Here is a 15,659-nt window from a genome sequence, read left to right on the forward strand (position 1 = left end):
GTGGGCAGCGGGTTCCTGAGCATCGGCGCCGAGGCCTTCTGGCTGGAGCAGGTCACCGCCGACAGCGGCCAGCGTCCGATCCTCGGCGACTTCAAGGGCCGCACCGCGGGGATCGGTCCGGTGCTCGGCTACATCCTGCCCATGGGGCAACAGAACCTGGTCGCCGAGCTGCGCTGGCTCCCGGAGCTCGAGACCCGAAACCGGCTCGAGGGCGACTACATCTGGCTCAAGGTCGTCTATCAGTTCTGAGCCCATACAGGCGCCGCCAACGCACGCTGGTCGACAGCTCTCGATCGGGGCGGCGACGCCGATCAAGGAGCGGGACGAGTCGTTAAATGGCGCGTAGAAACATCTCGCGACCCCGTTGATCGCTAGTTCCAGCTGCACAAGGATATGCCCTGCCTAATCTTCAGGTGCCGAAGCCGAAATTGCATCTTAGCGATCTGATAGGTGCCTGCCCCTGACGGAAGATAAAGGTCGGGAAGTCGCTTCGGTTCGCCCGACGAAACCGACGGACGCGGGTGGACGTGACCGTGTGCTGGTAGGATCGAATCGCCGCTGCCCGCCACATTACGAGTGTCTGCTTCCCGCTCCCGAGACCTGCGCTTGCAAAAACCCCCGGCCTGCCCCCAAGCGGCGTAGGCCGGCCGCTTGCAGGCACCTCCTCGACGGGCCGCACTGGGGCAAGTGAGTCTCTCAGGGAGAGGACCGCGAGCGGCGGCTATGCGCGTTCAGGGGACACTCGCGGTCTACCTTGGTAATGCACGCAGTTGGGACATGCTGTCGGAGATGGCAGCGGTCGAAACCTGGATCGCCGGACTCAATGCGTTGATCCCATCGATGCTACCAGTACTTCGGGTGTTGTGAGGACGAGACAACTCGCAGCCGTCGGCTATCGTCCGTAGTGGGTCTTTACAGGTCTTAGACGTCGCGGACGTTGTGAGAACAGCTGTCGCGTGTCGCGCCTGGTGCGCATACTGGGCATAGCGAAGGGTGTACAGCGACTGCAGCAATGGCAGGCGCGGCTGGAAAGTCTCAAGGAGGCGGCACGCTGCGAGGACGACCGCGAGCAGGCCTTGGCAGCCGTCGAAATCGGCGGACACCGCTTGGAGGTCGCCAGACGGGGGCGCGGTCGCTTCCCGTTTGTGCCGGCCGATAACTGCTTCAACATCGCGCTCTCGAGGGTCGAAGCGCAGACCCTGCCGCTGGCGCATGTGCAGATTTCCAGTGAAACGCTGACCGCCGTCGGTGCCGAGGCGTCCGAGCACCGCCTGCGGACGATTGTCGGCACGCTCGGCAATGTCCAGTCTGCCGCAACGGTGAGCCGCGTTGACCTGTTTGTCGACTTCGTCTGCGCGTTGCCGATGGACGCTTGGCCCGCGAACACCTGGGTCACGCGCGCGCATCGGATCGATGCCTTCCATGTGCAGAAGCGTTTCTCCGGCTGGAGCATTGGCCTGGGCGGTCCCATCGGCGCGCGCCTCTATGACAAGACACTCGAGCTCAAGCGCAGTCTCAAGGATTACCTCAAGCCGCTCTGGCGTGAGGCTGGCTGGCAAGATGTTGAGACGGTCCGGCGTCTGGAGTTTCAGTTCAAGCGTTCGGCACTGAAGGAGCTCCGCGTCGATGGGCTCGCCGATCTACACGCCCATTGCGCCGGCCTCTGGCATGATGCGACACGGGACTGGCTGCGACTCTCAGTGCCGGTGGCCGGGGACCGCAACCAGAGTCGCTGGCCAACCCATCCCCTCTGGCAGGCCCTGGCCGCGATCGACTGCCAGGCCGTCCCCGGGCCCAGCCTCTCGCGCTTGCGCAAGGCGCGTATCCCGGGCGATGAGGCCTTGTTCCTCAACGGGCTCGGCGGTCTGACCTCATTCATGGCCCGGGAGGGCATCACAGATTTGGAGGAAGGACTTGGCGAGTTCCTCGTCCGTGCGGGGTGCTTCCATGACCAACGCCGGCGGGAGAGTGGCCGCGGCTTTGCCGACTACGTCGCCGATCAGGTGGCCGTCAAAGAGAAGCGCTACAACGCCCTGCGCACCGAGACGGAAGAGACGCGCGAAGCGCAAGCACGCGAGCGCACCGCCGTCGCCGCTGCCTACCGGGAGGCCAAGGAGGGTGAATGATGCTCACCGCACACTTGACCTGGTCCAGGCGGCGCAGTTTCTGCACGTCTCGCCTTCAGTGTTGCGCGAGAAGGCCAATGCCGGCGTCATTCCCGGCGCCAAGGCCGGCCGGCGCTGGGTGTTCTTGGAGGCGGATCTTGTCGCCTACCTGCGCTCGCTGTACCCTCGACCGCGGCGAGCGGTGCACGTGTGTGATCAAGAGGGGATAGACACATGGCACTGTACCGCAGCGGGGCCGTCTGGTGGGTCCGCTTCACCGCACCGGATGGCACGCGCATACGCAAGTCTGCTGGAACTGAAGACAAGGTCGCGGCACAGGAGTACCACGACCGATTGAAGGCCGAGACCTGGCGGGTGCAGAAGCTCGGCGACAAGCCGCGGCGGACCTGGCAGGAGGCGGTGGTGCGCTGGGTGGAGGAAGGCGCACACAAGGCGAGCCTGCCTGAGGACAAAGGTCGGCTGCGTTGGCTCGATCGCCACCTCGGGGCCCTGTATCTGGATGAGATCAGCCGCGATCGGGTGGAGGCCATTATCCAGGCGCGACAGGCTGACGGGGTGAGGAACGCCACGGTGAACCACACAGTGCAGGTGATCCGGGCGATCCTGCGCAAGGCGGAACGCGAGTGGGGCTGGTTGGAGCGGGAGCCGACGTTTCGCTTTCTGCCAGTGCCGACGCGGCGGATCCGCTGGCTGACCCGGGCGGAAGCCGGTCGCTTGCTCGAAGTGCTACCCGCGCATCTGGCGGAGATGGTGCGCTTTACGCTGGCGACGGGGTTGCGGGAGTCCAACGTCACCCACTTGGAGTGGTCGCAGGTGGACCTGCAGCGGCGCACGGCCTGGATCCACCCGGACCAGGCGAAGGCACGCAAAGCGATCCCGGTGCCGCTCAACGCCGAGGCGGTGCTGGTGCTGCGCCGGCAGGAGGGAAAGCACCCGAAGGCGGGTGTTCACCAAGAACGGGCGCCCGATCGCGCAGGCCAACACGCCGCTGTGGCGCCGCGCCCTGGCAGAAGCCGGGATTGGGGATTTCCGCTGGCATGACCTGAGGCACACTTGGGCGTCGTAGCATGTGCAGGCTGGAACGCCGGTGCATGCGCTGCAGGAGCTCGGCGGCTGGAGCGACATCCGGATGGTGCAGAAGTACGCGCACCTGGGGGTGGAGCACCTGGCCGAGTATGCCGAGGCGATGAGTCGTCCGCGCGCGGTTGACACAAAACTGGCACAGCGGGAGGAATCCGGCCTCGCCCGGGCGGACCGGAAGTCCGCATAAGGGTCTGTCTTGATGGCGGTTTCGCGTCTGAGCGGCTGTGCTCTGTGCGCCTTGACGTGAGATTGGCCATCCTGGCCAAGAATCAGGCGGAACCGGAAAACGCGGTTTCCCGGTTCCTTCATTTTCCAGCGCTTGCTCGCATGAAAATGGCGGGGCTTCCTGCCCCGAACAGGAAGCGCTGACTACTTCAGCGCTTCCTTAACGACCTTGACCCGGCCACGGCTGGCAGATCACGCTCGATCAGGCCTGGTCGCCTTTGTTGGTGTTGATGTTGAAAGGCATGTAGGCCGGGCAGGTGCCCGTCGCGCCGGTCACGAGCACGATCAGACCGAGGATCGTCAGGATCCACTGTCCGGTCAGGATGCCTGCGAGCACGAGCAGTCCGCCCGCCGCGAGACGGATGTTTCGATCGGTCTTTCCGACGTTTTTGGTCAGATTCATGGGTTCCAGCTCCGATTGATCAAAAGATGCGGGTGATCAGCGTACCCAGGTTCGTCAACGGCTCAGGGATCGCCGAGTCGGCCCTCATTGAGCCATCCGCCCAGCTTGGACGGGCACCTCGGCTATCCCCGACAGATTGCAGTCGGCCGGGCCAGAGAGAGTATACGCACTCCCGGTCGTCGGGTTCGTTGCGATCCGGCAATTCCCGGGCCGTGCCGGGTGCGCCGTCCTCGTCCGTAAGAGAGGCGGCCACCTCCATGCGATCTTGAGTCGGCCGCTTGGTTCCCGATCTGATGCCAGTGTTTGTGCCCGCCCATCGCCTCCGAATGGCCGCTCTTACCATCCAAGGAGGCGGCATCGTCGCCTACCCGACCGAGGCGGTCTTCGGGCTGGGGTGTGATCCGTTGAACGGTGCCGCGGTGGGGCGTCTGCTCGCGATGAAACGACGCGATGTCGCCAAGGGGTTGATCCTGATCGCCGGTGACCCGGCACAGCTGTGCCCCTTTGTCGAGCCGCTACCCGACCAGCGCATGGCTGAGATCTGTGCGAGCTGGCCGGGTCCGAGCACCTGGCTGCTGCCAGCGCGTCGTGAGACGCCCGACTGGCTGACCGGACGGTTCCAGACCCTTGCTGTGCGGGTCACTGCTCACCCGCTTGCCGCTGCGCTTTGTCGTCTCTTCGGTGGTGCCATCGTCTCCACCAGTGCCAATCAGGCCGACCGACCACCGGCCAGGACCGCATTGCAGGTCCGGCTGGCGCTCGATGAGCCTCCCGACTACATCCTCGCGGGTGCCTGTGCGGGCTCCGATCGTCCGTCGCGGATCCGCGACGGACGGACCGGTCGGATCTTGCGGCCCTGATCTGCTCGCGCCAGCGACGGCGACGTGTCTTTTCGGAGACGATGCCGGCCGCACCCTGGCGGCCGACCGGCCGATACGCATGAGGATGACCGGGACGCAGAGATTCGAGCGGCAGACGACCTTGGACCGGCAGGGTCCGGGGAGATGAATCCTCCTGCGAGTCGGTCAGCGACGGTGTCTAAAGGCCCAGGGCGTCTGGTGCTCTCCCAGCGTGCTCCAGATCCCCGCTGACGCGCGGCGTGCCTGACGTTCGACCCGGAAAAAACGTGGATCGTCGCAATAGCGCGGATAGACCGCGGCATGGCCGCCGCGGACCTGCTCGAGATTCAGCGAGTATCGCTTGACTCCTGTCGCATAGACCTCCGCCACCGTTCGGCCGAAGCGGTCGATCTCGACCGGCTGCACCTCGACCCGTTGCGGGGTGATGCGACGCAGGTTGGCACGCGATCGGTCCGACCAGGGCTGCTGATCCTTCTCGGGCGCGTCGATGCAGTGCAGACGCACCTCCAGGGGATCGCCGTGGCAATCGAGCCGCAACGAGTCCCCGTCGAGCACCTGGTCCAAGGCGCACACACGAACCGACCCCGCGAACGACCTATCAGGCGAGATTAGCCCCGGCCCCCACCGTTCGACAGCCCAGGCGCCGACAAGGACCAGCCCGAGCAGGAGACCGGCGACGGAGGAGCGACGACCGCGCGGCCAGCCGATCACCGGCGCAGGTACGGGCGCGAGGGCAGCCGCAACCCGTCCTCAGCCATTGATCCAGAGATGCGCGAGGATGCTTGCGACATAGCCCAGCGCGATCGCGGGCGTCCAGCGCAGATGACCGAAAAAGGTATAGATGCCTCGGGCTTGGCCCATGAGCGCGACCCCGGCCGCCGAGCCGATCGAAAGCAGCGATCCGCCGACCCCTGCGGTCAGGGTGACCAGGAGCCATTGGGTCTGGTCCATCTCCGGACGCATGGTGAGGACCGCGAACATCACCGGGATGTTGTCGATCACCGCCGACAGCAGCCCGACCGCCACATTCGCCGCAGTCGGTCCCCATTGGTGGTACATCACGTCGGAGGCCATCGCCAGATAGCCGATGAACCCGAGTCCGCCGACACAGAGCACCACGCCGTAGAAGAAGAGCAGGGTGTCCCACTCGGCACGGGCGACCTTGTTAAAGACATCGAAGGGGGTGACGTCGCCGATCAGATTCGCGCGCTGTCTGTTGCGTCTTTGCCAACCGTGATGGCTCATCCGCAGAAAGAACCCGAAGAACTGGAGGTAACCGAGTCCGGTCAGCATGCCGACCACCGGCGGCAGATGCAGGAAGTTGTGAAAGCTGACCGCCGTGGCGATGGTGAGAAGAAACAGTGCGATGATGCGTCGCGCCCCGCGTTTCATGGGCACCAGGACCGTGCTCGTGTGCGGCTTGAGGTCGGGCACGGCGCCGTGCATCAGGATGGCCGGCACCAGAAAGTTGATCAGCGCTGGCACCAGGAGAGCGAAGAAGCCGAAGAAGTCGATGATCCCCTTCTGCCAGACCATCAGGGTGGTGATGTCGCCGAAAGGGCTGAAGGCGCCGCCCGCATTCGCCGCAACCACGATATTGACGCAGGCCAAGGTGACGAATCGCGTGTTCTCACCGCCGACGGCCATGACCACTGCGCACATCAGGAGCGCGGTCGTGAGGTTGTCGGCCACCGGGGAGATGAGGAACGCCAGAGCGCCGGTCAACCAGAAGAGTGCGCGCAGCCCGAAGCCCTTGCGGATGAGCCAAGCCCTCAAGGCATCGAAGACCTGACGCTCCTGCATGGCGTTGATGTAGGTCATCGCGACCAGGAGGAAGAGCATCAGCTCTGCATATTCCAACAGGTTATGACGCACCGCCGTCTCGGCCTCATGCGTGAAACCGTGCTGGACATAGACGGAAGCGATCAGCATCCAGATGACACCGGCCGCGACGATGACCGGCTTGGATTTGCGCAGATGCAGAAATTCCTCGGCCATCACCAGTGCATAGGCGAGGGCGAAGATGATCAGGGCCGCGTACCCCACGCCGTGTCCCGTGAGGTCGATCCACTGCGCCGACTCGCTCGCCAGCGACACACCGGGTGCGAGCAGGGCGGCTAGGACCACAAGGGACACAGATACGAGTCGTCTGGGCGAATCGGTCATGATGTGGCCTGCTGGGCTGAGGTGGCGCCGCCGCCGCGCGGCCACTCCTTTGGGGTCTGAAAAAGCCGCCGTGGCTCGGAGAGATCAGCCGATGGCCGGCCACCGCGCCCGCGCCCGCGGGTCGAGGCTGCGCGCTGACAAAGGCCTTCAAGATAGGCCCCGATCCCATGCGGGCCAAGCGGCTCAGCGTCCTTCGGGACGTCGCAACCCTGACTCGATGCTACCGCATGTTGCGAACGGGCTCGGCAGCGGGGCCGAGACCCGGCTGGAATGATGCTCACGACGCGCCCGTCACAGGGCGGCAATCCGTTGCCGTTGGGCCTGCAGATTCGCGATGGCCGCTGACTGCTCGGCGAGCCGCGTACGCTCCTTCGCGACCACCGTGGGTGGCGCCTTGTCGACGAAGCCGGGGTTGGCGAGCTTCTGCTCGACCCGGGCGATCTCGTCGGTGAGACGCGCGATCTCCTTGTCGAGGCGCCCGAGCTCAGCGTCCTTGTCGATCAGCCCCGCCATGGGGATGAGCAGCTTCATGGTGCCGACGAGCGCAATCGCCGACTCGGGCGCCGCCGAGTCGTCGTCCAACAGGGTCAGGGACTCGACACGCGCGAGGAAATCGAGGTAGGGTCGGGCGACCTCGAGCCAGGTCTTGTCCTGTGAAGAGGCGTTGGCGACCAGGACGCGCAGCGACCTGCCAAGGGGGATGTTCATCTCGCCCCTGATGCGGCGGATCCCCAGGATGACCTGCTGGACCCAATCGATCTCGGCGACGGCCGCGGGGTCCTCAGCGGAGGGGTCGGCGACCGGGTAGGGGGCGAGCATGATGGTCTTGGGATTGTGCCCCGCGGCCTCGGCAGCGGTGTGCGGCCGGATCTTCTGCCAGATCTCCTCGGTGATGAAGGGCATGATCGGGTGGGTGAGCCGCAACAGGGTCTCCAGGGTCTCGACCAGGGTCCGGCGCGTGCCGCGTTTGGCGGCCTCGCTCGTGAGCGTGCCGGTCAGCACCGGTTTGGAGAGCTCCAGGTACCAGTCGCAGAAGGCGTTCCAGGTGAAGTCGTAGATCGCCTGGGCGGCAAGATCGAAGCGGTAGCCCTCGATGGCGTCGGTGGCGGTGGTGATGGTGGCGTTCAGACGGGCGCGGATCCAGCGGTCGGCAGCGGAGAGCTCCACCGCGCCGCCGGTCTGGCCGCAGTCCTGCCGCTCGGTGTTCATCAGGACATAGCGGGAGGCATTCCAGAGCTTGTTGCAGAAGTTCCGGTAGCCCTCGATGCGGCCCAGATCAAACTTGACGTCGCGGCCCGTGGTGGCGAGCGCCGCGAAGGTGAAACGCAGGGCGTCCGTGCCGAATCCCGGGATCCCGTCGGGGAAGTCCTTGCGGGTCTGCTTGGCGATCGTCTCCGCGAGACGCGGCTGCATCATCCCCTTGGTGCGTTTCTCCACCAGCTCTTCACGCCCAACCCCATCGATCAGATCGATGGGGTCGAGCACATTGCCCTTGGACTTCGACATCTTCTCGCCATGGGCGTCGCGAACCAGGCCATGGATGTAGACGTCCTTGAAGGGGACATCCCGCATGAACTTCAGCCCCATCATGATCATCCGAGCGACCCAGAAAAAGATGATATCGAAGCCGGTGACCAGGACCGAGGTGGGATAGAAGGCGCCAAGGCGGCCGGTTTCCCGGGGCCAGCCGAGTGTGCTGAAGGGCCAGAGTGCGGAGCTGAACCAGGTGTCGAGCACGTCCGGGTCCTGGAGCAGCACGACGTCGGCATCGAAGCCGTGGCGAGCGCGAACCTCCTCCTCGGAGCGGGCGACATAGACATTGCCTTCGACGTCGTACCACGCCGGTATCCGGTGCCCCCACCAGATCTGACGACTGATGCACCAATCCTGGATGTTGCGCATCCACTCGAAATAGGTGTTTTTCCAGTTGTCCGGAACGAAGCGGATCCTCCCCTCTTCGACGGCGGTGATTGCCGGCTCGGCAAGGGGCTGCACGCGCACGTACCACTGGTCGGTCAGATAGGGCTCGATGACGGCACCGGAGCGGTCTCCTCGCGGCTGCTGGAGCCGGTGCTCCTTCACTGCTGCGAGCAGGCCCTCGGCCTGGAGGTCGGCGACGATGCGCCGCCGGGCCGCGTAGCGGTCGAGACCCACGTAGGCCTCGGGCAGCAGCTCACCCTCCTCGGGGGCGTTGGCGCGGATCGCCGCGTCGGGGGTAAGAATATTGATCAGACCGCCGTGGGGCTGCGTGGCGATCGCGGTCTCGTCGCGATGGCGGAGCCAGACCTGGTGGTCGTTGAAGTCGTGCGCGGGTGTGATCTTGACGCAACCGGTCCCGAACTCCGGGTCGGCATGCTCGTCGGCGATGATCGGGATGCGTCGGCCGGTCAGGGGAAGCTCGACGAGCTCGCCGACCAGGTGCCTGTAGCGCTCGTCCTCCGGGTTGATGGCGACTGCGCAGTCGCCGAGCAGGGTCTCGGGCCGGGTGGTCGAGACCACAAGATACGGCGGTCCCGCTGCGCCGGGCGGCAGGACCAATGGGTAGCAGATGTCCCACATGTGTCCGTCCTCTTCCTCTGAGAGGACCTCGAGATCGGAGACCGCCGTGTGCAGCGCCGGGTCCCAGTTGACCAGCCGCTTCCCGCGGTAGATGAGACCTTCCTCGAACAGCCGGACAAAGACCTCGCGCACGGCGTCGGACAGGCCCTCGTCCATGGTGAAACGCTCGTGCTGCCAGTCCAGCGAGGAGCCGAGCCGGCGCAGCTGCCGGGTGATGTTGCCGCCGGACTCGCGCTTCCACTCCCAGACCCGCGCGATGAAGTTCTCGCGACCCAGGTCGTGACGGGTCCGGCCCTCCAGCTCCAACTGGCGTTCCACCACCATCTGAGTGGCGATGCCCGCGTGGTCCGTCCCCGGCTGCCACAGCGTGCGATCGCCCTTCATTCTGTGATAGCGCACCAGGGTGTCCATGATGGTGTTGTTGAAGCCGTGGCCCATGTGCAGGCTGCCGGTCACATTGGGCGGCGGGATCATGATGCAATAGGTGCCGCCCCCTTCGTTTCGCGGGTGGTCGGACGGGACGAAATAGCCCTGGTCCTCCCAATGGCGATACCAGGTTCTCTCCAGGGTTTGCGGATCGTAGTTTTTGTCCAGCATTGCCGTTGCGCCGATGCCCGGGAAGTCCAATCAGGGCACGAGTATACCCGAAGGCGTTTCCGGCTCGACCGGGCGTGCGAGCGCCGGAGCGGGGCGTCCTCGCGAAATTCATTCCGACCGGAGCACCAGCTCTGCCACAATAGCGCCTGTTGCCGCGGCAACCCCGCTGCCGCGGGCTCGAGTCCAGACAACCCGCAACGAATCGACGAGAGAGGTACGAAGGAACCATGGCAACCACGACCACCAAACATGTCTTCGCCTTCGAGGAAGGAGACGGCAAGGACAAGAAGCTGCTTGGCGGCAAGGGCGCCAACCTGTGCGAGATGACCCAGATGGGACTCAATGTCCCGCCGGGCTTTGTGATCTCCACGGCTGCCTGCCTGGAATATCTCGATGCGCCAGACCGTGCCTTGCCGGCCGGCCTGATGGACGCGGTCCATGAGCAGATGCGCACGCTGGAGAAAAAGACCGGCAAGGGCTTCGGCGATCCGGACAACCCGCTCCTGGTCTCGGTGCGATCCGGGTCGGCCATGTCTATGCCCGGGATGATGGACACCATCCTGAATCTGGGCCTCAATGCCGAGACCCTGCTGGGCGAGATCAGCTCGACGGGGGATGCGCGCTTCGGTTACGACGCCTATCGGCGGTTCATCCAACTGTTCGGCAAGGTCGCTCTCGGCGTGCCGGACGCGGCCTTTGACCAGGAGCTCGAGGCGGTCAAGGAGGCGGCGCATGCCAAGCAGGACGTCGACCTGACGGCGAACGACCTCAAGGAGGTCAGCGAGCGATTCCTCAAGGTCGTCGAGGCGCATACGGGTCACCCCTTCCCCTCTGACCCCTACCAACAGCTGGAGATCGCGATCAAGGCGGTCTTCAACAGCTGGGGTGGCAAGCGCGCGGTCGATTACCGCAAGCAGTTCAACATCACGCCTGACATGGCCAACGGAACCGCGGTCAATGTGGTGACGATGGTCTTCGGCAACCGCGGCGACGACTCGGCGACGGGTGTCGCCTTTACCCGCAACCCCGGCTCGGGCGAGAACAAGCTCTACGGCGAGTATCTGGTCAATGCCCAGGGCGAGGACGTCGTCGCCGGGATCCGCACGCCGAAGCCGATCGATCGGTTGCGGGTCGAGATGCCCGAGATGGCGGCGCAGCTCGACATCCTGCGCGACAAGCTGGAGAGCCATTACCGTGAGGTGCAGGATTTCGAGTTTACCATCGAGCGGGGTCAGCTCTTCTGCCTGCAGACGCGTAACGGGAAGATGAACGCGGTCGCCATGGTGCGTACCTCGGTGGAGATGGAACGAGAGGGCCTGATCAGCAAGGAGGAGGCGCTGCTGCGGATTCAGCCCGACTTGCTCGAGCAGATGCTCTTCCCGCGTCTGAATCCCACCATCAAGGCCGAGGCGGTCGCGCAGGGATTGCCAGCATCCCCCGGCGCGGCATCCGGGATTGCGGTCTTCGATGCGGATCGTGCCGAGCAGCTGGGCCATGGGCTCAGCCAGAAGGTGATCCTCGTACGCGAGGAGACCAAGCCCGAGGACATCCATGGCTTCTTCGCCTCCGAGGGCATCCTGACCTCACGTGGCGGCAAGACCTCGCATGCCGCGGTGGTGGCGCGCGGGATGGGCAAGCCTTGTGTCGCAGGCGCCGAGGGGATCAGTGTCGACGTCAATCGCCGCGAGGCCCGGGTCGGTCTCACCAGCTTCAAGGAGGGTGATGTCATCACGATCGACGGGACCTCCGGCAAGGTTTACCTGGGTGCGATCCCGACGGTCGAGCCGGACTTCACGCCGGAGCTCGACATCCTGCTCGGTTGGGCCGACGAGGCGGCCAGTCTCAAGGTGATGGCCAATGCGGATACGCCCGACGACGCGCGCCGTGCCCGCAAGTACGGCGCCGTGGGCATCGGCCTGGCGCGCACCGAGCGGATGTTCAACGACGTCGAGCGTCTGCCGGTGGTGATCGAGATGATCGTCGCAGAGACGCCTGAGCAGCGGCAGGCCGCCCTTGACAAGCTGCTCCCGCTGCAGCGTAAGGATTTTCGCGATCTGTTCGAGGTCATGGCACCGAACCCGGTGACCATCCGGCTGCTCGATCCGCCGATCCATGAGTTCCTGCCGGACGAGCATGTTTTGGAGCGCGAGCTCGCCGATCTGCGGGCCTTGGCTCGGGCGACGCGCGGGATGACGGTGCTGGCCGGGGCCATGGGGCTGCTGCACTCGCCCGAGAATGTCCGTCATGACGTCGATTCTCTGCGGCGTATGGTGGATCCCGCGATGGTCGAGGAGGCGATCGCCAAGAAGGAGGCGATGCTCCGGAAGGTGAGGGCCCTGTACGAGACCAACCCCATGTTGGGCCACCGCGGTGTGCGGCTGGGCATCACCTTTCCCGAGATCTATCAGATGCAGATCCGCGCGATTCTGGAGGCCGCCGCCGAGTGCGCCAAGGCGGGTATCGACGTGCAGCCCCAGATCAAGGTTCCGCAGGTCTGCACCGCGCAGGAGTTGAGGATGGTGAAGGGGTTCGTGGACACCATCCACGCCGAGGTCGCCGAGACCTACGGCCAGCCGGTCAAGTTCAAGTTCGGCACCATGATCGAGGTGGTGCGGGCCTGCATGCGTGCCGAGTCGCTTGCCGAGGAGGCGGAGTTCTTCTCGTTCGGCACCAACGACCTCACGCAGGCGACCTTCTCCTTCTCGCGCGAGGATGCGGAGAACAAGTTCCTACCGCTCTACAACCAGTCGGGCATCCTGCAGGACAACCCCTTCGAGGTCCTGGACGTGAAGGGGGTCGGCAAGCTGATGCAACTGGCGGTGGACTGGGGGCGTTCGGTCAAGCCGGGCCTGCACGTGGGCATCTGCGGCGAGCATGGGGGCCACCCGGCCTCCATCGCCTTCTGCCACCAGGCCGGCCTCGACTATGTGAGCTGCTCGGGACCGCGCGTGCCGGTCGCCCGGCTGGCGGCCGCCCATGCCGCGCTCAAGGCGGCACGATAAGGGCAGGGTGCTCGATGCCCGGCCAGGGATGGCCGTTGGCGGCATCAAGGTTCTGAGCCGACCGGGTCAGAGCCTTGTTGCCAGCCCGTCCTCAGTGCGACCCTTTGTCAGCTCGGCTGCGGAGAGCCATCCTTGAGACAGGCCTCTGAACCTTGTGCGCGTGGTGAGTCGATTCGGGTGCGCGGCCTGGTCCAGGGGGTTGGGTTTCGGCCGACCGTCTGGCGGCTCGCCCACGAGTGCGGCCTGCGCGGGGATGTGCGCAACGACGGGGAGGGGGTGCTGATCCGGGTGCGCCTGGATGCGGCCTCCGATGTCCAGGCATTGGGTGGCTTTCTGAATCGTTTGGACGAGGCGTGTCCGCCGCTCGCGCGGATCGATTCGATCGAGCGCGGGGTGATCGCGGACAGCGATGCCTTGGCGGAACTCTCGGATACGGCTGGCTTCGTGATCCTGGAGAGTGCGGCGACCGCCGCGCGCACCGGGATCGTTGCCGATGCGGCGACCTGCCCGGCCTGTGTCGCAGAGGTCCGCGACCCTGCCGATCGCCGGTATCGCTATGCCTTCACCAATTGCACCCACTGTGGGCCGCGTCTGAGCATCGTCAGCGGCATCCCGTATGATCGCGCCCAGACCAGCATGTCGGTCTTCCCCATGTGTCCTGATTGTGCCAGGGAATATGCGGATCCGGCGGATCGGCGCTTCCATGCCCAGCCCAACGCCTGCCCTGTCTGTGGCCCGAGGGTCTGGCTCGAGGGTGAGCGGGGCCATCCCCTCGAGCCGGTGGTGCTCGCAACCGAGGATGCGATTGCGGCGGCTGGCCGCCTGCTCGGTGAGGGTCGGATTCTCGCCGTCAAGGGGATCGGCGGCTTTCACCTGGCGTGCGATGCGACGAATCCCGACGCGGTCGCCGAGCTGCGTGGGCGCAAGCGGCGCCTCGCCAAGCCGTTCGCGCTCATGGCCCGTGACCTGGATGTCCTCCGGGCATATTGTCGGGTCACGCCGTTGGAGGAGGCTCTGCTCGCCGGTCCGGCGGCGCCCATCGTCTTGCTTGACAGGCTCGTTTGGGCGGGGTTGGACGCGGTCGGCGCCGGGCGGCCGCGCCCTCTGGCACCGGATGTCGCCCCCGGCCAGATCACCTTGGGGTTCATGCTCCCTTACAGCCCGCTTCACCATCTGCTCCTGGCTGACTGGGACCGCCCATTGGTGATGACCAGCGGCAATCTGCGCGAAGAGCCGCAGTGCATCGACAATGCGGATGCGGTGGGACGTCTCGGCGGGCTGGCCGACCATCTGCTGCTTCATGACCGCGTGATCGTCAATCGCGTCGATGACTCCGTTGTGAGGGTCATGGCAGGTGAGCCTCGCCTGCTACGGCGGGCGCGCGGCCATGCCCCGACGCCCTTGCCACTGCCGCCCGGTTTCGAGAGGGCGCCCCCCCTGCTGGCGCTGGGCGCGGAGCTCAAGAATACCTTCTGTCTCATCCACGACGGTCAGGCGATCCTGTCGCAGCATCTTGGCGACCTCGAAGACGCGAAGACGGCGCGCGAATACGAGCGGACGATCGCGTTGTATCTGGACCTCTTCCAGGTCTCCCCCAAGGCCCTGGCTGTTGACCTGCACCCGGATTATCGTTCGAGCCTGATCGGCCGCGACTGGGCGGCCCGGGATGGACTGCCGCTGATCGGGGTGCAGCATCATCATGCCCACCTGGCCTCGGTGCTGGCCGACAATGGCTGGCCGCTGGACGCCGGACCCGTCCTCGGGGTCCTGCTCGACGGGCTGGGCTATGGCGCTGACGGCACGCTCTGGGGCGGTGAGTTTCTGGTCGGGGACTACCTTGACTATGTCAGGGTCGGATATCTCAAACCAGTTGCCATGCCGGGCGGGACGCGCGCGATCCTGGAACCCTGGCGGAACCTCTATGCCCACCTGGAGAGCGCCGGCGGCTGGTCGTCCTGGCGCTCACGCTACCAGGGGCTGGAGCCGATCGAGCGACTCGACGTCAAGCCGCTCGCGGTCCTGCGGACCCTAATCGAGCGCGGATGCAATGCACCGCTGTCCAGCTCGGCCGGGCGGCTCTTCGATGCGGTTGCGGCGGCGCTGGGCGTGGGAGGAGAGGTCCTGACCTATGAGGGTCAGGCCGCCATCGAGCTGGAGGCAATCGCGGCGGGTGCCGGCGAGCGCAACGCTCGCGGTTATCCCTTTGCCCGAATCTCGGAGCCCTCCGGCGAGGTACTGGATGCTGCGCCGCTGTGGGTCGACCTGCTCGAGGATCTCAGGCGCGGGCGCGCGCCTGACCAGATCGCGGCGTCCTTCCATGCGGGCTTGGCGATGGCGATCTGCACGCTCGCCCTGGATCTGGCGGGTCGTCGGGGTCTTTCCACCGTCGCCCTCTCGGGCGGCGTCTTCCAGAACCGGCTCCTCCTGGAAACCGTCACGGACGATCTGGAGAGCGCCGGACTGCGGGTGCTGCTTCAGCGGCGGGTGCCTGCGAACGATGGGGGTCTCGCGCTCGGTCAGGCGGCGGTTGCGGTCGCGCGGACACGCGAAGCCCTGCGTCCCCGATAGGCTTGGTCGCTTCAGCACAGACAGCGTCCGGCACAGGCCCTGCGGGACGCCGGCGCGCAGGCGTCGCCGC

General features: G+C 65.8%; 12 protein-coding genes. 8 read left to right on the forward strand and 4 right to left on the reverse strand.

From position 1 onward, the window contains the following. The 5 genes from LJE61_RS01200 to LJE61_RS01215 all read left to right on the forward strand — a co-directional run. The coding region (locus tag LJE61_RS01200; RefSeq protein ID WP_296917155.1) for a transporter at nt 1-249 on the forward strand (249 nt) is incomplete at its 5' end. A gap of 707 nt (nt 250-956) precedes the next feature. Continuing rightward, entirely contained in the window at nt 957-2,126 is a 1,170-nt protein-coding gene (locus tag LJE61_RS01205) for a hypothetical protein (protein ID WP_296917157.1), read from the forward strand. Then, nucleotides 2,119-2,463: a helix-turn-helix domain-containing protein gene (locus LJE61_RS15265; protein WP_367114892.1), complete on the forward strand. Its 345-nt coding sequence runs from the start codon at nt 2,119-2,121 to the stop codon at nt 2,461-2,463. The genes LJE61_RS01205 and LJE61_RS15265 overlap by 8 nt, the downstream gene beginning before the upstream one ends. Beyond that, a complete protein-coding gene (locus tag LJE61_RS01210) occupies nt 2,346-3,167 on the forward strand; it encodes a tyrosine-type recombinase/integrase (protein ID WP_367114894.1) in 822 nt (273 codons plus the stop codon). Before LJE61_RS15265 ends, LJE61_RS01210 begins: the two co-directional genes overlap by 118 nt. A gap of 46 nt (nt 3,168-3,213) precedes the next feature. Then, nucleotides 3,214-3,396: a hypothetical protein gene (locus LJE61_RS01215; RefSeq protein WP_296917161.1), complete on the forward strand. Its 183-nt coding sequence runs from the start codon at nt 3,214-3,216 to the stop codon at nt 3,394-3,396. A gap of 240 nt (nt 3,397-3,636) precedes the next feature. Here LJE61_RS01215 and LJE61_RS01220 read toward each other — a convergent pair whose 3' ends face one another. Further along, nucleotides 3,637-3,837 carry a YgaP family membrane protein gene (locus tag LJE61_RS01220; RefSeq protein WP_296911713.1) on the reverse strand — a complete coding sequence of 67 codons (201 nt, stop codon included), beginning with the start codon at nt 3,835-3,837 and terminating at the stop codon, nt 3,637-3,639. 299 nt (nt 3,838-4,136) lie between these two features. Between LJE61_RS01220 and tsaC the strand changes: the two genes are divergently transcribed. Then, entirely contained in the window at nt 4,137-4,697 is a 561-nt protein-coding gene (gene tsaC, locus LJE61_RS01225; RefSeq protein WP_519972647.1) for an L-threonylcarbamoyladenylate synthase type 1 TsaC, read from the forward strand. Between the two features lie 165 nt (nt 4,698-4,862). On the opposite strand, the gene LJE61_RS01230 is transcribed toward tsaC, so the two are convergent. The 3 genes from LJE61_RS01230 to LJE61_RS01240 form a co-directional block, all read right to left on the reverse strand. After that, on the reverse strand, nt 4,863-5,270 hold the full coding sequence (locus LJE61_RS01230; protein WP_296911716.1) for a thermonuclease family protein: 408 nt from the start codon (nt 5,268-5,270) through the stop codon (nt 4,863-4,865). Nucleotides 5,271-5,447: 177 nt separating this feature from the next. Then, on the reverse strand, nt 5,448-6,863 hold the full coding sequence (gene nhaD, locus LJE61_RS01235) for a sodium:proton antiporter NhaD (protein WP_296911718.1): 1,416 nt from the start codon (nt 6,861-6,863) through the stop codon (nt 5,448-5,450). 291 nt (nt 6,864-7,154) lie between these two features. Further along, nucleotides 7,155-10,019, reverse strand: a complete 2,865-nt coding sequence (locus LJE61_RS01240; protein ID WP_296911721.1) for a valine--tRNA ligase — start codon at nt 10,017-10,019, stop codon at nt 7,155-7,157. A gap of 227 nt (nt 10,020-10,246) precedes the next feature. Between LJE61_RS01240 and ppdK the strand changes: the two genes are divergently transcribed. Next, nucleotides 10,247-13,021: a pyruvate, phosphate dikinase gene (gene ppdK, locus LJE61_RS01245; protein ID WP_296911723.1), complete on the forward strand. Its 2,775-nt coding sequence runs from the start codon at nt 10,247-10,249 to the stop codon at nt 13,019-13,021. Between the two features lie 132 nt (nt 13,022-13,153). Further along, nucleotides 13,154-15,589 carry a carbamoyltransferase HypF gene (gene hypF / locus LJE61_RS01250; protein WP_296911725.1) on the forward strand — a complete coding sequence of 812 codons (2,436 nt, stop codon included), beginning with the start codon at nt 13,154-13,156 and terminating at the stop codon, nt 15,587-15,589. The last annotated feature ends 70 nt before the right edge of the window (nt 15,590-15,659 follow it).

This window comes from Thiocapsa sp., from assembly GCF_022340925.1.
In the GTDB taxonomy this organism is placed as follows: Bacteria; Pseudomonadota; Gammaproteobacteria; order Chromatiales; family Chromatiaceae; genus Thiocapsa.